The following is a 19,005-nucleotide window of genomic DNA, read 5'->3' as shown; positions in this document are numbered from 1 at the left end:
TTTTATTGACATGAGTATGTCTTACTGACATCAATTTCCTGATTGAAGGAGATTGTGCAGTAACGTCCTTGTTGTTTATCAATGGCAACTTTTATTTTTGCAGGTACGTCATTAGTACGAATAAACAACATACTGCCTTGCCCAACCAGACCAATATTTTCGCCCTGTTCGCTTTCCACTTCATAACCAAAGGTTAATGGGGAACCATCCGGTCGCAGTGCTTTAAAATACCAGGGCTTACGCTGGTCGGTATCAAATTGCGCTTTGACCACTGCCCCACGATATGGCGCAACACTTTTACGGTTACCCTGTAATTCTGTTTCACTATTGGTATTAGAGACATCCAGTGTCAGCATATTCTCACGGTACGCACTCATCCCATCATATACCACCGTACCTTTACTGTTGGTCTCCCGATATTTCTGCCCATTGATATAAGCACCTTCAAGTCCGGGGGCATTTATGATGGCGAAAGTCTCAGAAAGGTGGTTTGCCAGGTTTATACCACCAGCCCACGCCACAACCCCACCGGAGATGCTGCCACTGCTTTGTTTATATTTTGTAGATTGACTATAACTACCGTTAACCGTTGCAACAGGAGCACGCCACGTAACGTTTGCCCCAGCGCTGGTTTCGCTGTCTTGTCGCTGATGGCTCAGGTTTAAACCATAGTTAAATTGATCGCGATCGCCTGCAATCCCACTGATACCGGTATTATTTGATGCGAAACCATCATCATCAAATGTGGTCGAGTTCGAGAGATATACCTGTCGCCGTGGCGTGGATATGCCATCTCCCCAGTTAAAGGGTATGGAGATAAAGATGTTGAAACGTTTATCTTCATTATGATCTTCATCGTAGGTTTGGCTAGCAGAAAGCGTATAGCTAATCCGTTGCCAACTATTGGTGTAGCTCAGTTGATAATCTTTATTACTACCGCTACGTCCCCAGTAGTCACGCCATAATGTGCTTAGCGATACGGCTCCCCCCCCCTCAGGAAGCGACTGATTGATGTTGGCTGTAAAACTGTTTTTACGACCGAAATCATACTGATAATAATCAGCAATATCGTAGACATCATTTTCATCACGATGATAACTGTTTTTGTTATTCGCCCATACGTGATCGTTAAATGTACGATAGTCACGAGAAGAATATCGGTATGCCGCTAAACTAAATCGCGTCCCTGTCTGCGTAACATATTTATTCCACGCAACCTGGTAACTCTGGCCATCAAAAATGTCACCATTATCCTGTTTACTATGTGACTGCGTGGCGTCAAAAGAAACAGCACCAATGCGCGTATTCCAGCCAGTTCCCAGCGTAAAAGCATTATAGTTATCCCCCAGCATTGTACCGCCATACAGCGTTAATAGATTATTAAAGCCATACTGATAACTGGCCTGAACGAAATCACTTTGGTTGCTGGCGCCTTCAATATGGCTGCGACCCGCAACAAAATCATACTTAGACACGCCAGGCTGTAACATATTAGGTACAGACGAATAAGGAACCAGATAGGTCGTAACGGTACCATCCGCTTCTTTCACGCTAACGTCGAGGTCCGACCCGCCGCCTGCTAACTGCAAATCGGCAATCGAGAAGGGGCCCGGCGGTACCTCTTTTTGATAGACAACAAAACCATTTTGTTCAATAGTGACAAGGGCATTACTTTGTGCAATCCCTTGAACTAACGGCGTAAAATTCTGTTTTGAGTTCGGCAGCATCTGCATATCGCGATACAAGCGCACCCCGCAAAACCGAACGGTATCAAAAATATCTGATGATGTGTACATATCACCCGCGCGCAATGTGCCCAATATTTCCGGGATGCCGCGCTCCAGATAAAGCGTATTACTCTTCCACTCACCATTACTATCATCAGTCTTATTGTAACTGGCATCAGAATGTAGTTGCCAACCAAATAAATTCAACCCGCTATTAAAACGAGCAAAAGTATTTTTACTGTTACCGGAGTCTTTATAATCGCTATAGTATTGGCTCACATAATAGGAAGTATACAGCGCATTAATCCCCCGGTCCCAGTTTTCAGGCTCGACGTAACCGTATTCAAGTTCATTGACAAAAGCCTGCGGGACATTGAGATCAAGGCGAAATCGGCTCACATCAAAAGTCGAAGTTCCCCCTTTAAGTGCAGTTTTTAAAGGCACACATTGTGCTTCTTTATCGACTTTAATCCCTTCAGACTTAATCCCAAGACGATGAATGAGATCCCATGTCAAACACGTGTCATCAGGTTCATCTTTGACATTCAACTCATATTTTCCACGCCATTGGTTGTTAAGATAGATATCTAGATCATAGGTTCCAGAAATCGGTTTTTCACCATCAAATCTAAAATCACTGACCTTTTCACCCTTTAATCCCCCCATCATAAAATGGGTATCAAATGTTTCTTCTTCAGCAAATAGCTGACCCGAGAACAACAGAAAAAATATCGTGGAAGCAAGTGGAGTTATCCTTAACATGACCACACCTCATATTATTTAACTCTGAGCGTATCGCTAACATAATTACCGCGATCATCAATAATGGTCACAACATACTGATTGCTACCATTATTTCTCAGTTGGAGCAGTTGACTGGATAACGGTGGTAATAAAATAGTTTTACCATTTAGCTGATTTCTGTTCGCTTCAATCTTGGGAATGGTAATCCAATTCGCAGTAGCATTATTTAAATTTAGCCCACCGTTGCTGCGAGAAAAACTTAACTTTTTAATACTATTTTGTGTGACTGACTCGACGCTCTTAGGTCGGTACAGCAATTTCAATCTGTTCTGCATGGCAAATTTTAGCGTATTCTTCCCATCTTGATTATTTGTATTTGGGGGTATATCCAGCACATTAAAATAAAAAAGACTTTCTTTATCACTTGGTAAGTTATTGGCAATTTTTTTGATTTTTATTTGCTGCCCTGAATTACCTTTAACACGGATAACTGGCGGAGTCAGCAAAAATGGTACATCTATTTTTTCCGGAGGTAATGTAGTATCGCCATCATCAATCCAGGATTGTACCAGTGATGCCTTGGTACTCTCATTCATCAACTGAACGATAATCTCTTTTTTCTCTGCCGGATATATAACACGGGTGCCATAAATCACGATATCAGCGTGTGCCGGGAGCGTCAATGCTATCAGGCCTGAAAGTAAAATCCGTTTCATAATACACTACCTTATTGATAGCGCTATATTGTCGAGTCATCCCGACAATATAGCCATTTAGAATTAATCAGTTTCAACAGTAAATTTTATCGTAGATTTTACATCGCCAGCGTTAACAACCTGAGCCAGTCGTGCCCATCGGGCATCAAATTTTAAGGTGTACTTGACACCTTCATTTCCAATGGACTCACCTTTCAACCCACTAACATCCACAACCTGGTCTTTCTCGTTGATATTAACGAAACTCGTGGTGGTGTTATAAAAATCAACAGCGAACCCTACGCCGGTAGTATCGTCCTCATCATCCTGTAATAGTCCCGGATGTTCTGAGAATTTAGTTGGTGAAAAGGTAATATTTTTTAACTCTACCGTAGACGGACAAATAATTTCAATTGAATCTGCATCGGTATTCCAAACTTTTGTATTGCTAATAGCTCCGATACCAATTTTATACACATCAGAAGTTGAAATTGTACCCATATCAATAATTGCCGAGTCACCACCATTGGAATTAAAATGACAAGAAGACCCTTCTACAGTTGCTTGAATGATTAACTGTCCCTCATCAGTGATATCCGCAGCATGCGCCATTCCGACAGATAAAAATGGTAACATTGCCGAAAAAATAATGGATCTTTTCATTGGTCATTCCTTATTAACTTTAATAAACACATCCTTTTAACAACTTCGAAATCAAAATGTCACGAGAATAATTTTACCGCAATGTGAAATGATGTTTTATTTGATTTAAAGCAAATTTCACTAAGCATTATTCAAGAATTAGATAATACATATTTAAGTAATTGACGATAATAATAAATAACGGAAAGCAAATGTAATAGAAGGAAAAATTAAAGAAGCGGCAGTATTACGCTGGGTAAAACTGCCGTTTGACAAGATTCATTCTGAGGTCATTAATCGTAGGTATTGAGCACTATTTGCCGTGTCGTATCACCCGGTAACATCACACGTTTCGTATTGACCCCTTGGTAGTTTGGTTTGTCGTTTCCAGCCGTCAATCGAGCCGCATCTGACTGGCAATCATTTTGAGGCTCGCCACCTGTCATATCGATATGGCATGTGGACTCAACAATATGCCCGATGATTGTTAGCTTTCCATCGATTGTATCAGAAGCCAAAGCCTGCAAACTCATTCCATAAGCCAGAGTAATAACTCCCAAGAATAAACTTTTCTTCATTGTGTTCATTATTCCTGTAATGGGTGGAAAACAGCATACAAACTGCCTGCACTGTGAATTATGGGTTAACTACCCTGTTTGAACCAATTGAAATTGTAGATTAATGAGATAGATTTGATCAATTACAATGATGCATTGAGATGATTTATTCGGAAAAAGGTATGAATTATAAACGCAGAATGAACAATATCGTAATATTTTTAAATTTAATATATTCACCGCATCAATAATACATTAATGCGGTGAATATCTGTAACGCTATAAATTACACCGCGCGGAAAGCAATCTCGCCCGGAATAACTTCTCCCTGCCAATACAGCTGTGCCGCCACACGCCCTGCAAGGTCGCGGTAAATGGCGGTAAATTCGCTGTCTGGACGGCTGATAACCGTCGGCGTACCGCGATCGAGGTCTTCACGCAGAGAAATATGCAGCGGCATTTGTCCCAGCAGTTGGGTATGGTACTGCTCGGCCAGTTTCTGCGCGCCACCGGTGCCAAAGATTGGCTCATGATGGCCACAATTGCTGCAAATATGCATACTCATATTCTCAACAATACCCAATACCGGCACTTCGACTTTTTCGAACATCACAATGCCTTTTTTCGCATCGATCAGCGCGATGTCCTGCGGCGTAGTGACAACAACCGCGCCCGTTACCGGTATGTTCTGCGCCAGCGTCAACTGGATGTCACCAGTGCCCGGCGGCATATCCAGTACCAGATAATCAAGATCCGGCCATAAGGTTTCCTGCAACATCTGCAACAGCGCTTTACTGGCCATCGGGCCGCGCCACACCATCGCGTTATCATCAGTGACCAGATAACCAATGGAGTTCGTTGCCAGACCATGAGACATGATCGGCGCCATGTGGGTACCATCTGGCGAGGTTGGACGCTGGTTTTCCGCGCCAAGCATTGTCGGGATAGACGGACCATAAATATCGGCGTCCAGAATCCCCACCTTCGCCCCTTCTGCAGCCAGCGCCAGCGCCAGGTTCACGGCGGTAGAGGATTTACCCACGCCACCTTTACCTGAACTGACGGCGATGATGTTTTTCACACCATTAATACCTGGCTGATTTTTCACGCGTTTCAGCGTCGCGATGTTATGCGACAGTTTCCAGTCGATCGCTTTCGCGCCGGTAATACGCAGCAGATCGGCGCTACATTGCTCTTTTAAGTCCTCAAACGCGCTATGCCAAACGAACGGCATGACCAGCTCAACGTGCAACGTGTCATCCATCCAGGCGACGTGGTGCAACGCTTTAAGCGTCGTCAGATTATGCTTCAGGGTTGAATGCTGAAAATTCGCCAGCGTCCCGGCAACCATGGCGCGCAGGGTCTCTGGTGATTTGGCCTGGGATTGTGCGTTCATCCCGACTCCTTTTTGTTGTTCTGAATATACAATAGTCGCCAAGTAGTTTACTCCAACCGCAACAATTATTCATTTACGGATAAATGCCCTTATCGCTTGGCGCAGTAATTACCATTTTGGTACTATCAAAGCCCTTTTCACTACAAAAGAAGTAATTGCCCACTATGACTCAAGTCGCGAAGAAAATTCTGGTAACGTGCGCGCTGCCGTACGCCAACGGCTCAATCCACCTCGGCCATATGCTGGAGCACATCCAGGCTGATGTCTGGGTCCGTTACCAGCGAATGCGCGGCCACCAGGTTAACTTCATCTGCGCGGACGACGCACACGGTACGCCAATCATGCTGAAAGCACAGCAGCTTGGGATCACGCCAGAGCAGATGATCGGTGAAATGAGTCAGGAGCATCAGACTGATTTTGCAGGTTTTGACATCAGCTATGACAACTACCACTCGACGCACAGCGAAGAGAACCGTGAGCTGTCTGAGCTGATTTACACGCGCCTGAAGGAAAACGGTTTTATTAAGAACCGTACAATCTCCCAGCTTTACGATCCGGAAAAAGGCATGTTCCTGCCGGATCGTTTTGTTAAAGGCACCTGCCCGAAATGTAAGTCTCCGGATCAGTACGGCGATAACTGTGAAGTCTGCGGCGCAACCTACAGCCCGACCGAACTTATCGAGCCGAAATCCGTTGTGTCTGGCGCGACGCCGGTGATGCGTGACTCCGAACACTTCTTCTTTGACCTGCCGTCATTCAGCGAAATGCTGCAGGCGTGGACACGCAGCGGCGCGTTACAGGAGCAGGTCGCCAACAAAATGCAGGAATGGTTCGAATCCGGCCTGCAACAGTGGGATATTTCCCGCGATTCCCCGTACTTCGGTTTTGAAATCCCGAATGCGCCTGGCAAGTACTTCTACGTCTGGCTGGACGCGCCAATTGGCTATATGGGTTCATTCAAAAACCTGTGCGATAAGCGCGGTGACACCACCAGCTTTGATGAATACTGGAAGAAAGATTCCGACGCCGAGCTGTATCACTTCATCGGTAAAGATATCGTTTACTTCCACAGCCTGTTCTGGCCTGCCATGCTGGAAGGCAGTAACTTCCGTAAGCCAACCAACCTGTTCGTCCACGGTTATGTGACGGTGAACGGCGCGAAGATGTCTAAATCTCGTGGCACCTTCATTAAGGCAAGCACCTGGCTGAAGCACTTCGATGCCGACAGTCTGCGCTATTACTACACGGCGAAACTATCTTCACGTATTGATGACATCGACCTGAACCTGGAGGACTTTGTCCAGCGCGTTAATGCCGATATCGTCAACAAAGTAGTCAACCTGGCATCCCGTAATGCAGGCTTTATTACTAAGCGTTTTGACGGCATTCTGGCGACTGAGCTGGCCGACCCGGCGCTGTATAAAACCTTCACCGACGCCGCAGCAGCGATCGGCGAAGCATGGGAAAGCCGTGAATTTGGTAAAGCTATTCGTGAAATCATGGCGCTGGCCGACGTGGCAAACCGCTACGTTGACGAACAAGCACCGTGGGTTGTGGCTAAACAGGAAGGCCGCGATGCCGACCTGCAGGCAATTTGCTCCATGGGCATTAACCTGTTCCGTGTGCTGATGACTTACCTGAAGCCGGTTCTGCCAACGCTTGCTGAACGTGTGGAAGCGTTCCTTAACTGCGAACTGAGCTGGGATGCCATTGAGCAGCCACTGCTCGGTCACAAGGTCAACACCTTTAAAGCGCTGTACAATCGCATCGACATGAAACAAGTTGAAGCGCTGGTGGAAGCGTCGAAAGAAGAAGTGAAAGCCGCTGCCACACCAGTAACCGGTCCGCTGGCGGATGACCCGATTCAGGAAACCATCACCTTTGACGATTTCGCCAAAGTTGACCTGCGCGTAGCGTTGATTGAAAACGCCGAATTCGTGGAAGGTTCCGACAAACTGCTGCGTCTGACGCTGGATCTCGGTGGTGAGAAACGAAACGTCTTCTCTGGTATTCGTTCTGCGTATCCGGATCCACAAACCCTGATTGGCCGCCAGACCATTATGGTTGCTAACCTGGCTCCTCGTAAGATGCGCTTCGGCATTTCTGAAGGGATGGTAATGGCCGCAGGTCCTGGCGGGAAAGATATCTTCCTGTTAAGCCCGGATGAAGGTGCAAAACCAGGCCAACAGGTGAAGTAAGTCAAGTATCTCAAGCGCTGCAACCGCAGCGCTTTTTTTTTGCTACGTGAGTGCTTCCTCTAATCTTAACCCTTGCTCCATTTTCGGACTGCTCAGTTGTTAATATTAGATTTATTCTATACTGCTCTGGGATCAAGGTAGTCCGGGCTTACCAGATTCGTGGAGGTTATTGTTTAACATCCGATATTCATGAAATGGAGTTTTACATGAAAGCGTTACAAAAATTTTTCTCTCTCGCCGTGGTATCGGTTGTGGTTTTTTCCCTGGCAGGATGCGGTGATAAAGTAGAGACAAAAACATTTAATGCCAACCTCAACGGTTCGGATATCACTGTCTCTTACACCTATAAAGGTGATAAGGTCCTGAAGCAAATCTCTGAAAGTAAAATCAACTATGCGTCAGTCGGTGCCAGCAATAAAGAAGAAGCAGCAAAAGTATTCGACGCATTAAGCGCCAAATATCAAAACATTACTGGCATAGAAGAAAAACTCACCTATTCAGATACCTACGCGCAAGAAAATGTCACTATCGATATGGAAAAAGTTGATATAAAAGCGTTGCAGGCCATTTCAGGGATGAAACTATCTGAAAACGCCGATAAAAACATCAGCATGAAGCAAATGCAAACGGTAATGGAATCGGCGGGTTTTAAAGAAGTGAAGTAAAGCATCGGCGACCCGATTTTGATCGTGGTCGCCAGCGCAGCTTTACGCTTTCTTTTTATGCTCTCGCGACGTTAAACCACGCAGAAAATAACGCAGGAACTGATCGCCGCATTCGCGATAATTCTTATGGTCCGGTGCGCGCATCATGGCGGTAATTTCCGGCATCGACACACGGAATTTCTGCTCGGTCATAATTGCCAGAATATCATCGGTTTTCAGTGAAAAAGCGATACGCAGTTTTTTCAGCACCGTATTGTTGTTAACACGACGCTCAAGCGCCAGTTCCGGTGCAGAATCATCTTTACCACGCAGATGATAAATCAGACCGTTTAAAAAACCGGAGAGAATGATATCCGGGCAGCGAACAAACCCGTCTTCATCTTCTTTTGTCGTCCAGGTATCGAAATTTGCGGAGATGGATTCCATGTCAGCAAGCGCAAGAATACGCACCATGTCGTTATTGTTCGCTTTCAGGGTGTAGCGCAGGCTACGAAGAATATCGTTACTTAGCATAGAGCCTTCAACAGTCGGTGATGCAATGGCGCGCAGTGTATCAGTTTTACAGTCCAATCGCCTCTTTTAGACTTTTAAGATAACGACGACTCACCGGAACGGTCAGCCCGTTACGCAAAATCAGTTCCGCCTGGCCGTTGTCTTCCAGACGGATCTCCTGCAATTGCGCCATATTTACCAGATATTGTCTATGACAACGCAGCAGAGGAGTACGGCTCTCCAGCGTCCTGAGCGTCAGCTCAGTGAAGCCTTCTTTACCATCACTGCTGGTCACATATACGCCACTCATACGGCTGCTGATAAACGCCACGTCATCCATTTGCAGCAAATAAATTCGGCTGTGGCCGCTGCACGGAATAAACTTCAGCGCCTGCTGATTTTCTGGCAGGAGTGATACATCCTGCTTCGTGCGCTCCTGACGCAAACGGATCAGCGTTTTTTCCAGTCGAGCTTCTTCGATCGGTTTGAGCAGATAATCAAACGCATGTTCTTCAAAGGCTTTCACCGCATACTCATCAAAGGCGGTCAGAAAAACAATGTACGGACGATGCTCGGGATCAAGCATGCCAACCATTTCCAGGCCGCTGATTCGCGGCATCTGAATATCAAGGAACAGAACATCCGGACGCAATTTATGTACCGCGCCAATGGCTTCCACCGCATTCGAACATTCGCCGACAATCTCGATGTCGCTTTGCTCCTGCAACAGGATCCGCAGATTTTCCCGGGCTAACGGTTCGTCATCGACAATTAGCACTTTGATCATGCCAGTTCCTCCAGAGGAAGTCGTAAAGTGATTCGGGTAAAGCGGTCAGGTTCACACGCTACGCTGATGCCAAAATCATCGCCAAACCGCTCGCGCAGTCGTTTATCGACCAGATTCATACCCAGTCCACTGGCTTCTGATGTTGGCTGATACAGCCCGGCATTGTCTTCGATATCCAGCATCAGATATTGCCCTTCTCGACGGGCGGTAATCGATACCTCACCGGTATCCAGCAACTGAGAAGTACCGTGTTTGATGGCATTCTCCACAATGGGTTGCAGAGTAAAGGCGGGTAATTGCTGATGCGAAAGTTCTTTTGGCACCATCAAGGTCACCTGAAGACGCGATTGGAACCGGGCCTTTTCAATTTGCAGATAAGCATTAACGTGTTCAATTTCATCGGCCAGCGTCACAATTTCCGACGGGCGTTTTAAATTTTTACGAAAGAACGTCGACAGATACTGCACCAGTTGGCTGGCCTGCTCGCTATCACGTCGGATCACAGCTTTGATGGTGTTGAGCGCATTAAACAGAAAATGGGGATTTACCTGGGCGTGCAGGAGTTTTATTTCCGACTGCGTGAGCATCGCTTTTTGCCGCTCATACTGCCCGGCCAGAATCTGCGCCGAAAGCAGTTGGGCGATCCCTTCCCCCAGCGTGCGGTTGATTGAGCTAAAGAGGCGGTTTTTGGCTTCATACAGTTTGATGGTCCCCATCACCCGCTGGTTTTCACCCCGCAAGGGGATCACCAACGTCGAACCTAATTTGCATTGCGGATGCAAAGAGCAGCGATAAGGGACTTCATTGCCGTCGGCATAAACCACCTCACCGGTTTCAATCGCCCGCTGGGTGTACGAGGAAGAGATAGGTTTGCCCGGCAGATGATGGTCGTCACCAATACCGGTAAATGCCAGCAGTTTCTCACGATCGGTAATCGCCACCGCACCGATATCCAGCTCTTCATACAGCACCTGAGCAACCTTCATGCTGTTAACCTCGTTGAACCCCTGGCGCAAAATACCTTCCGTTGAAGCGGCAACTTTGAGCGCGGTGGCGGAAAAAGCGGAGGTATATTTTTCAAACATCGCCCGTTTATCGAGCAAAATACGCATAAATAAGGCGGCGCCGACAGTATTGGTCACCATCATAGGCGCGGCAATATTGCTGACCAGTCGATAGGCATCATCAAACGGCCTGGCGATCAATAAGATGATCAACATCTGCACCAGTTCAGCAACAAAGGTAATGGCGCCCGCCGTCAGCGGGCTGAATACTTTATCGGTACGACCACGACGGGTGAGCACGCTGTGCACCAGTCCGCCGAGCAACCCTTCCACAATGGTCGAGATCATGCAGCTAAGCGCCGTCATTCCGCCCATTGAATAACGATGTAAACCACCGGTCAGACCGACTAAGCCGCCAACCACAGGGCCGCCAAGCAGCCCGCCCATTACCGCACCAATAGCGCGAGTATTCGCAATGGAGTCATCAATGTGCAGCCCGAAATAGGTGCCCAAAATGCAGAAAATGGAAAAGGTAACGTAGCAAAGCAGTTTGTGCGGCAGCCGGATAGTCACCTGCATCAGCGGAATAAACAAACGCGTTTTGCTCATGAGCCACGCGATAACGAGAAACACGCACATCTGCTGAAGCAGCAGCAACACCAGATTAAACTCGTACATACCCGCCAACCACACATCTCTTAAAAGCGCGTAACATACATGGGCTGCGCGTAACTTTCTTTGAAGTGTTGCAAAAAAAAAGGAATTTGTGAGAACGATCACTCGAAAGCGCGAGCATGACTACAAACCCACCCATTTATTGATCAAAAAACAGACAAAACTACCTGGTTCGCAAAAGAGCGTCTAAAGTAAAACTGGGACCTCGCAAGCATAAGTGAGACGACGATGGCGCTTTACACAATAGGTGAAGTGGCTTTGCTTTGTGATATCAACCCTGTCACTTTACGTGCGTGGCAGAGGCGTTACGGATTACTGAAACCGCAACGGACAGACGGCGGACATCGCCTGTTTAACGACGCGGATATCGATCGGATCCGTGAGATAAAACGCTGGATCAACAACGGTGTCCAGGTCAGCAAGGTTAAAATGTTGCTCAGCAATGAGAGCATTGATGTGCATAACGGTTGGCGTGAACAACAAGAGACGCTGTTGAGCTATTTGCAAAGTAATAATCTGCATAGCCTCAGACTGTGGATTAAAGAGCGTGGTCAGGATTATCCCGCACAAACGCTCAACACCCATTTATTCATTCCGTTACGCCGACGTCTGCAATGTCAGCAGCCGATCCTCCAGGCGTTACTGGGGATCCTCGACGGCATACTGATTAACTACATCGCGATTTGTCTTGCCTCAGCACGCAAGAAACAGGGCAAAGATGCTCTGGTGGTTGGCTGGAACATTCAGGATACGACCCGCTTATGGCTGGAAGGTTGGGTCGCCAGCCAGCAGGGGTGGCGCATTGACGTCCTTGCCCATTCGCTGAACCAACTGCGACCGGAGCTGTTTGAAGGTCGCACCTTGCTTGTCTGGTGCGGCGAGAACCAAACGCCCGCTCAGCAACAACAGCTAAATGAATGGCGCGCGTTGGGTCACGATATTTATCCACTCGGTATTTAATATTCTATTAACAAACGTGTACAATCCTTGAATTCACATAAGGAGTGCATAATGAGCGCAGCTAAAATCGGTGTCATTACCCTCTTCCTGCTGATGGCCATCGGCGGTATCGGCGGTGTCATGCTGGCAGGTTATACCTTTATTTTACGTGCCGGGTAAGATGTCTCGCTAATTTCTCAAAACCGCGGTCAACAATTACCGCTGCCAGCGCGACCAACAGCGCCCCCTGAATTACATAGGCGGTATTGAACCCACTCAGCCCGATAATAATCGGCGTACCCAGCGTGTTCGCTCCAACGGTTGAGGCGATGGTTGCGGTGCCTATATTAATAATCACCGACGTGCGAATCCCGGCCAGAATAACCGGGGCCGCCAGCGGTAACTCTACTTTACGCAGCCGCTGCCCCTGACTCATGCCCATTCCGCTGGCTACCTCAATCACGCTGGGAGAAATACCGCCGAGTCCCGCCAGGGTTGCCTGCAAGATCGGTAATACCCCATACAGGATCAGCGCAATAATTGCCGGTTCAGGACCAAATCCCATCACCGGTACAGCTATCGCCAACACCGCAACTGGCGGAAATGTCTGCCCCACGGCGGCAATCGTTTCCACTATCGGCCTGAATTCTGCGCCCCAGGGTCGGGTTACCGCAATTCCCGCCCCAACGCCAATCAATACGGCGATAAGGCTTGAGATCCCCACCAGTGTAAAATGGGCCAGCGCCAACGCTGTAAAACTTTCCTGCTGATACACGGGACGTGGCAGCTCAGGAAACAGCGAACTAAACAGGGTCTGACTGTGAGGCAATCCAACCAACAGGATCAGAAACAACGTAACAAGCCACAGCAGTGGATCAGCAAGACGTTTCACGGGTCGGCATCTCCGAAAGCAAATCGCGAAAATGGAGCGTTCCGCAGGGTGCCCCCTGCAGCGTCACGACAGGTAATACGTCGCAACCGCGCGCCACGAACACCGATAACGCATCACGAAGCGTCATCTCATCCACCAGCGGCTCGCCGTCTGAGTGTTCTCCGCGACGAATAAAATCGCCTACCGTACGCAGCGACAACAGCCGAACGCCCAGTTCACTGCGGCCAAAAAAGGTTTGTACGAAATCATTCGCTGGCGCGGTGAGCATCGACAGCGGCGTGCCTTGCTGCACGACCTTTCCTGCATCCATCAGCACCAGATGCTCCGCCAGTCTTAGCGCCTCGTCGATATCATGCGTCACCAGCACAATGGTACGCCCGAGCAGACGGTGAATACGCGTCATCTCCTGCTGCAGCGCACCGCGGGTGACCGGGTCCAGCGCGCCAAAAGGCTCATCCATCAATAGCACCTGCGGATCCGCCGCCAACGCACGCGCAACCCCGACCCGCTGCTGCTGTCCGCCGGAAAGCTGATGCGGATAACGGTGGCGCAAACTCGCCTCAAGACCCAGCAGAGCCATCAGTTCATCTGTTCGGTCATCAATACGTGATCGCGACCACTTTTGCAGTTGCGGTACGGTGGCGATGTTCTGCGCGACGGTCCAGTGGGGAAACAAGCCAATAGACTGAATCGCGTACCCCATGCGCCGTCGTAGCTCCAGCACCGGCAGGCTACGAATTTCTTCTCCGGCAAAGCGGATCTGCCCGCTGTCGTGTTCAACCAGCCGATTGATCATCTTTAGCGTGGTGGACTTCCCCGAACCTGACGTGCCGATTAACACCGAAAAGCTGCCCTCCCCTAAATGCAGGTTAAGGTCATCAACGGCTTTTTGCTGACCATAGGTTTTACTGACGTGGCGAAATTCAATCATTATTCGATACCTTTAGCAGCGCGAGACCTAAATCAAACAGCGCATCAATCAACACTGCCAGCACAACGACTGGGATCACGCCCAACAGCACTAAATCGACGGCGCTACTGAGCAATCCCTGAAAGACCAGCGCGCCAAATCCCCCTGCGCCAATCAGAGCGGCAATCACCGCCATTCCCATGGTTTGCACCATCACTACCCGTAAACTGCGTAAGAAGACCGGCAATGCCAGCGGGAACTGCACCGAGACAAATCGCTGGAAAGTGTTCATTCCCATCGCTCGAGCGCTTTCCAGTACATCCCGCGGTACCTGATTCAACCCAGCCACAACGCCACGTACAAGCGGTAACAACGCATACAGCACCAACGCAATAAGCGCAGGCGTCATACCAGTTCCCGCGACGCCGAACTTGCCCAATAAAGGAAAGTGCTTCACCAACCCGGCAAGCGGCGCAATTAACAGGCCAAACAGCGCGACTGAAGGAATGGTTTGGATGATATTCAGTAGTGCAAAAACCGGCCCCTGACGGGCGACAGAGAAAGCACACCAGATGCCCAGTGGCACACCAATGAGCAGCGCGGGCACCACGGTAGCGAACAGAATCGTCAAATGTTGCGCCAGGGCGTCGTTGAAGACATCCTGGCGGTTGGCATATTCTTTAAGCAGGGAAAGATCGTTAAACGTGCCGGAGAACAAAAGCACCAGCGGCACAATGAATATTTGAGCATGCAGCGCCCAACGCCACAGTGCCTGAGCGGTGATGCGACGAATGGCGTCACTGGCGGCCAGCAGCATCAGTCCCAGTCCCAACCAGAATCCACTGCCCAGACTGGTTCTGGCCAGCGGACTCCCTGTCTTCGCCAGATACGTTGCCGTTGTACCTGCGGTTACCAACGCGGCGATCACCAACAGTTGGCAAACGATAAGCGCCAATATATTGCCGGGCTTTCCCGGTACAACGCTCAGAAGACACAGCAGCAAACAGGCCACCGCCAATCCCCATGCCGTGTCGGAGCTGATATCCCAGAGTTGACGACCTTCGCCGGACACCAGACGATTAGGTGCATAGCTAATGAAAGGCAGCGCTGCCGCCGCGAAAGTAAGAAGCACCAGCAGCAACAGCACCCGATTGACTGAAATATTCGACAAAACACCCACCCGCTGCAAACGCCGTTACTTCACCCATCCTTTTTGCTTCAGGTAATCTGCTGCGACTTTTTTCGCATCCAGTCCCTCCACGGCAATGCTGGCATTCAGTTGTTGCAACGTTTTTTCATCCAGGCTGGCAAATACCGGTTGCAGCCACTCTCCCATTTGCGGATAGTCTTTTAGCACCGACTCACGTACGACGGGTGCTGGCGCATAAATGGGCTGGACACCTTTTGGATCGCTTAAAGTTTGCAGACCGAGCGCCGCAACCGGGCCATCAGTGCCATAAGCCATCGCCGCATTGACTCCAGAAGTCTGCTGCGCCGCCGCTTTAATCGTTACCGCGGTATCCCCCCCAGCCAGCGACAACAGCTGATTTTGATTCAGTTTGAAATCATAGGCTTTTTCAAACGCTGGCAGCGCGTCAGCCCGTTCGATGAATTCCGCAGAGGCGGCAAGTTTGAACGTTCCTCCGTCCTTCAGGTAACGGCCTAAATCAGCAAGGGACTCAAGTTTGTTCTTTTGCGCGACATCCTGGCGTACTGCAATAGTCCAGGTGTTGTTGGCGGGTGCAGGGGTTAGCCAGACCAGCTTATTTTGCTCTGCATCCAGCTTTTTCACTTTGTCGAATCCAGCCTGCGCATTTTTCCACGCGGGATCATTTTCATCTTTAAAAAAGAATGCGCCATTACCGGTATATTCCGGATAAATATCCAGCTCACCGGAGGTGATTGCCCCACGCACCACTGGGGTGGTACCAAGCTGTATTTTATTGACGGTTTTCACGCCATGGCTTTCGAGCACCTGCAAAATAATGTTGCCGAGCAGCGCCCCTTCGGTATCTATTTTTGAACCGACCGTGACGGGTGACGCGGCCTGTAAGGGTAGGCTTATCGCAGCTAACAGCGCCAGCGAACCCACCGATACTTTTGAGATTATCATGCTGTACTCCTCATCCTTTTGCGGCCCTTTTCAGAGACTTGAGGAAAAAGCATAGTCGAAAAATCAGGGCTTAACCTGGCAATTGGGGAGTAAGAGAGGGATTCGTTAGCAATAACGTGATGAGAAATAAGAAGCAGACGCGGCGCGTACGTCTAAAGATAAAGGCCGGAAACCCGGCCTTTACTCGCTAATCAATTACAGCAGTTCAAATTCGCCCTGCTTCACTCTGGCGGAATCCACGCCGATGAAAACGTTAAACTTGCCCGGTTCTGCATCGTATTGCATACGCTGATTCCAGAACTTCAGCGCCTCAATGTCAATCGGGAAGCTGACGGTCTGGGTTTCACCCGGCTTAAGATTCACTTTCTCAAAACCTTTCAGCTGTTTTACCGGACGACTCATGGAAGCGGTCACGTCCTGCAAATACATCTGAATCACCGTCGCACCTTCGCGCTTGCCGGTGTTGGTCACCTGCACGCTGGCCGTCACGGTCCCGTCACGCTTCATCGTTGGAGAAGAGAGCTTCACATCAGAAACCGTGAACGTGGTGTAGCTCAGGCCATAACCAAAGGGATACAACGGACCATTCGCTTCATCAAAGTAGCGCGACGTGTACTTGTTCGGCTTATCTGCGTTATACGGACGACCGGTATTGAGATGGCTGTAATAGACCGGAATCTGTCCGACAGAGCGCGGGAAAGACATCGGCAGCTTGCCTGACGGGTTGTAATCACCAAACAGCACATCGGCGATGGCGTTACCGCCTTCCGTCCCGGCAAACCAGGTTTCGAGGATCGCATCGGCCTGTTGATCTTCTTTAACCAACGCCAGCGGACGTCCGTTCATCAGTACCAGAACCAGAGGTTTACCGGTGGCTTTCAGCGCGGCAATCAGGTCACGCTGACTCTGTGGAATAGTGATATCGGTGCGGCTGGAAGCTTCATGCGCCATACCTTGCGCTTCGCCGACTACCGCAACCACCACGTCAGACTGCTTCGCTGCGTTCACGGCTTCATCGATCATCGCCTGCGGCGAGCGCGGGTCAACCTTCACCGCCTCTTCATACAGATTGAGGAAATCGACAATGCCTTTGTCGTTGGTGATATTCGCCCCTTTGGCGTACAGCACTTTGCCCTGATCGCCGACGGCATTTTTAATCCCCGTCAGTACCGTTACCGACTGATCGGCAACACCGGCAGCGGACCAACTGCCCATCACATCACGCTTGCTGTCGGCCAACGGACCGACGACTGCCACGGTGGCGGATTTTTTCAGCGGCAACGTTTCCAGACGGTTTTTCAGCAGCACCAGGCTTTCTCGCGCTACTTCACGCGCCTCTTTACGGTGCAAACGGCTTTCCGCGTTGGTGTCCTGTGGGTCAGATTCTTTGGCCCCCAGATGACTGTACGGGTCGTTAAACAGCCCCATATCATATTTCACGTTCAGCACGTGGCGCGCGGCGTCATCCAGCTCCGCCATTGTCACTTTGCCGGATTTAATCAAGCCCGGAAGATATTTGCTGTAATACTCATCGCTCATACTCATATTGATGCCGGACTTGATCGCCACACGCACCGCATCTTCAGGATCGGAGGCAGTACCGTGCTTAATCAGCTCCTTAATCGCGCCGTGATCGGAAACGGTAATACCCTTAAAGCCCCATTCATCACGCAGCACGTCTTTGAGCAGCCATGCATCTGAGGTTGCAGGCGTACCGTTTAGCGAATTAAGTCCTACCATTACCGCACCGCTACCAGCGTCCAGCCCGGCTTTATACGGCGGCATATAGTCGTTGAACAGACGCTGTGGGCTCATATCGACGGTGTTATATTCCTTGCCACCTTCAACCGCGCCATAAGCAGCGAAGTGCTTGACGCTGGTCATCACCGAATAGCGATCCGCCGGGCTTTTACCCTGCATCGCTTCAACCATGGTTTTACCCATCGTAGCCGTTAAATACGTGTCTTCACCAAAACCTTCTGAAGCACGGCCCCAACGCGGATCGCGAGAGACATCGACCATTGGCGCCCAGGTCATATTCAGACCATCATCGGCGGCTTCATACGCGGAAATACGGCCAACGGTTCTGACCGCATCGAGATTAAAAGAGGACGCCAGGCCGAGACTTATCGGGAACACGGTACGTTGGCCGTGCAATACGTCGTAGGCAAAAAAGAGAGGAATTTTCAGGCGGCTGAGTTCCATCACCTGATCCTGCATTTTGCGGATATCCTGGCGCGTGACGGTGTTAAAAATTGCCCCAACCTGCCCGTCTTTGATCATCTCGCGGATGGCTTCTTTCGGGTTATCAGGCCCGACGCTTATCAAGCGTAGTTGCCCAATTTTCTCATCCACGGTCATCTGTTTAAGTAAATCGGTAACGAATGCATCCCGCGCTTCTGGCGTCAGAGGATGGTTACCAAACAGCGTGTCCGCCTGCGCTGGTTGCAACGCCAGACTCACCGCGACACCTACAGAACATAGCCATTTCATGTTGATTCTCTCTTTATTTTTTCCCGACGAGGCAGCGAAAATATAACAAAAACCGCAGTTTGCCGTAAGACTAAAC

At 49.3% G+C, this 19,005-nt stretch carries 17 protein-coding genes; 4 read left to right on the top strand and 13 right to left on the bottom strand.

The annotated features are described in order from the left end of the window. Positions 1-2: 2 nt before the first annotated feature. From OGV57_RS18825 to apbC, 5 genes are all read right to left on the bottom strand, one after another. Positions 3-2,489 (bottom strand): fimbrial biogenesis outer membrane usher protein, encoded by a 2,487-nt coding sequence (locus OGV57_RS18825; protein WP_054528576.1) that lies wholly within the window; start codon positions 2,487-2,489, stop codon positions 3-5. A gap of 14 nt (positions 2,490-2,503) precedes the next feature. After that, positions 2,504-3,187, bottom strand: coding sequence for a fimbria/pilus periplasmic chaperone (locus tag OGV57_RS18820; protein ID WP_044702109.1), 684 nt, complete (start codon positions 3,185-3,187; stop codon positions 2,504-2,506). A gap of 63 nt (positions 3,188-3,250) precedes the next feature. Next, positions 3,251-3,829 carry a fimbrial protein gene (locus tag OGV57_RS18815; protein WP_044702107.1) on the bottom strand — a complete coding sequence of 193 codons (579 nt, stop codon included), beginning with the start codon at positions 3,827-3,829 and terminating at the stop codon, positions 3,251-3,253. A gap of 272 nt (positions 3,830-4,101) precedes the next feature. After that, positions 4,102-4,386, bottom strand: a complete 285-nt coding sequence (locus OGV57_RS18810; protein WP_032936871.1) for a DUF2574 family protein — start codon at positions 4,384-4,386, stop codon at positions 4,102-4,104. Between the two features lie 265 nt (positions 4,387-4,651). Beyond that, the gene (gene apbC, locus OGV57_RS18805) at positions 4,652-5,761 is read right to left on the bottom strand and encodes an iron-sulfur cluster carrier protein ApbC (RefSeq protein ID WP_003027343.1); all 1,110 of its coding nucleotides are present in this window, start codon (positions 5,759-5,761) and stop codon (positions 4,652-4,654) included. 164 nt (positions 5,762-5,925) lie between these two features. Here apbC and metG point away from each other — a divergent pair, with 164 nt between their 5' ends. After that, complete coding sequence (gene metG, locus OGV57_RS18800; RefSeq protein ID WP_054528577.1) at positions 5,926-7,959, top strand: methionine--tRNA ligase; 2,034 nt, start codon at positions 5,926-5,928, stop codon at positions 7,957-7,959. A 206-nt stretch (positions 7,960-8,165) separates the two neighbouring features. After that, positions 8,166-8,624 carry a YehR family lipoprotein gene (locus OGV57_RS18795; RefSeq protein ID WP_054528578.1) on the top strand — a complete coding sequence of 153 codons (459 nt, stop codon included), beginning with the start codon at positions 8,166-8,168 and terminating at the stop codon, positions 8,622-8,624. 42 nt (positions 8,625-8,666) lie between these two features. Here OGV57_RS18795 and OGV57_RS18790 read toward each other — a convergent pair whose 3' ends face one another. From OGV57_RS18790 to OGV57_RS18780, 3 genes are read right to left on the bottom strand one after another with little or no spacing between them, the layout of a single operon-like run. After that, positions 8,667-9,137: a YehS family protein gene (locus tag OGV57_RS18790; RefSeq protein ID WP_003027346.1), complete on the bottom strand. Its 471-nt coding sequence runs from the start codon at positions 9,135-9,137 to the stop codon at positions 8,667-8,669. A gap of 46 nt (positions 9,138-9,183) precedes the next feature. Next, on the bottom strand, positions 9,184-9,903 hold the full coding sequence (gene btsR, locus OGV57_RS18785; RefSeq protein ID WP_003840155.1) for a two-component system response regulator BtsR: 720 nt from the start codon (positions 9,901-9,903) through the stop codon (positions 9,184-9,186). Then, the gene (locus tag OGV57_RS18780; RefSeq protein ID WP_054528579.1) at positions 9,900-11,585 is read right to left on the bottom strand and encodes a sensor histidine kinase; all 1,686 of its coding nucleotides are present in this window, start codon (positions 11,583-11,585) and stop codon (positions 9,900-9,902) included. The genes btsR and OGV57_RS18780 overlap by 4 nt, the downstream gene beginning before the upstream one ends. 225 nt (positions 11,586-11,810) lie before the next feature. Between OGV57_RS18780 and mlrA the strand changes: the two genes are divergently transcribed. Together mlrA and OGV57_RS18770 are read left to right on the top strand one after the other, a co-directional pair. Continuing rightward, positions 11,811-12,542, top strand: coding sequence for an HTH-type transcriptional regulator MlrA (gene mlrA, locus OGV57_RS18775; protein WP_032949636.1), 732 nt, complete (start codon positions 11,811-11,813; stop codon positions 12,540-12,542). Positions 12,543-12,593: 51 nt separating this feature from the next. Next, complete coding sequence (locus OGV57_RS18770; protein ID WP_003027354.1) at positions 12,594-12,701, top strand: protein YohO; 108 nt, start codon at positions 12,594-12,596, stop codon at positions 12,699-12,701. Here the strand turns inward: OGV57_RS18770 and OGV57_RS18765 are convergent. From OGV57_RS18765 to bglX, 5 genes are all read right to left on the bottom strand, one after another. After that, complete coding sequence (locus OGV57_RS18765; protein ID WP_054528580.1) at positions 12,682-13,413, bottom strand: ABC transporter permease; 732 nt, start codon at positions 13,411-13,413, stop codon at positions 12,682-12,684. The two genes, OGV57_RS18770 and OGV57_RS18765, sit on opposite strands and share 20 nt — an antisense overlap. Continuing rightward, positions 13,397-14,344, bottom strand: coding sequence for an ABC transporter ATP-binding protein (locus OGV57_RS18760; protein ID WP_054528581.1), 948 nt, complete (start codon positions 14,342-14,344; stop codon positions 13,397-13,399). The genes OGV57_RS18765 and OGV57_RS18760 overlap by 17 nt, the downstream gene beginning before the upstream one ends. Then, entirely contained in the window at positions 14,337-15,503 is a 1,167-nt protein-coding gene (locus tag OGV57_RS18755; protein WP_054528582.1) for an ABC transporter permease, read from the bottom strand. Before OGV57_RS18755 ends, OGV57_RS18760 begins: the two co-directional genes overlap by 8 nt. A gap of 15 nt (positions 15,504-15,518) precedes the next feature. Then, positions 15,519-16,436 (bottom strand): glycine betaine ABC transporter substrate-binding protein OsmF, encoded by a 918-nt coding sequence (gene osmF, locus OGV57_RS18750; RefSeq protein ID WP_003840148.1) that lies wholly within the window; start codon positions 16,434-16,436, stop codon positions 15,519-15,521. A 195-nt stretch (positions 16,437-16,631) separates the two neighbouring features. Beyond that, positions 16,632-18,929, bottom strand: coding sequence for a beta-glucosidase BglX (gene bglX / locus OGV57_RS18745; protein ID WP_003844389.1), 2,298 nt, complete (start codon positions 18,927-18,929; stop codon positions 16,632-16,634). Positions 18,930-19,005 lie beyond the last annotated feature (76 nt).

The sequence above is a fragment of the Citrobacter sp. Cf087 genome (genome assembly GCF_030334285.1).
Lineage (GTDB): Bacteria > Pseudomonadota > Gammaproteobacteria > Enterobacterales > Enterobacteriaceae > Citrobacter > Citrobacter freundii.
This window is presented reverse-complemented; position numbering and strand designations above follow the sequence as displayed.

Bases quoted from the DNA above. Each gene is read 5' to 3' on its own strand.
- bglX (WP_003844389.1), bottom strand. From the start codon at position 18,929: ATGAAATGGCTATGTTCTGTAGGTGTCGCGGTGAGTCTGGCGTTGCAA.
- btsR (WP_003840155.1), bottom strand. From the start codon at position 9,903: ATGATCAAAGTGCTAATTGTCGATGACGAACCGTTAGCCCGGGAAAAT.
- OGV57_RS18760 (WP_054528581.1), bottom strand. From the start codon at position 14,344: ATGATTGAATTTCGCCACGTCAGTAAAACCTATGGTCAGCAAAAAGCC.
- OGV57_RS18780 (WP_054528579.1), bottom strand. From the start codon at position 11,585: ATGTACGAGTTTAATCTGGTGTTGCTGCTGCTTCAGCAGATGTGCGTG.
- OGV57_RS18820 (WP_044702109.1), bottom strand. From the start codon at position 3,187: ATGAAACGGATTTTACTTTCAGGCCTGATAGCATTGACGCTCCCGGCA.
- OGV57_RS18790 (WP_003027346.1), bottom strand. From the start codon at position 9,137: ATGCTAAGTAACGATATTCTTCGTAGCCTGCGCTACACCCTGAAAGCG.
- osmF (WP_003840148.1), bottom strand. From the start codon at position 16,436: ATGATAATCTCAAAAGTATCGGTGGGTTCGCTGGCGCTGTTAGCTGCG.
- OGV57_RS18810 (WP_032936871.1), bottom strand. From the start codon at position 4,386: ATGAAGAAAAGTTTATTCTTGGGAGTTATTACTCTGGCTTATGGAATG.
- OGV57_RS18825 (WP_054528576.1), bottom strand. From the start codon at position 2,489: ATGTTAAGGATAACTCCACTTGCTTCCACGATATTTTTTCTGTTGTTC.
- OGV57_RS18795 (WP_054528578.1), top strand. From the start codon at position 8,166: ATGAAAGCGTTACAAAAATTTTTCTCTCTCGCCGTGGTATCGGTTGTG.
- OGV57_RS18815 (WP_044702107.1), bottom strand. From the start codon at position 3,829: ATGAAAAGATCCATTATTTTTTCGGCAATGTTACCATTTTTATCTGTC.
- apbC (WP_003027343.1), bottom strand. From the start codon at position 5,761: ATGAACGCACAATCCCAGGCCAAATCACCAGAGACCCTGCGCGCCATG.
- OGV57_RS18770 (WP_003027354.1), top strand. From the start codon at position 12,594: ATGAGCGCAGCTAAAATCGGTGTCATTACCCTCTTCCTGCTGATGGCC.
- mlrA (WP_032949636.1), top strand. From the start codon at position 11,811: ATGGCGCTTTACACAATAGGTGAAGTGGCTTTGCTTTGTGATATCAAC.
- metG (WP_054528577.1), top strand. From the start codon at position 5,926: ATGACTCAAGTCGCGAAGAAAATTCTGGTAACGTGCGCGCTGCCGTAC.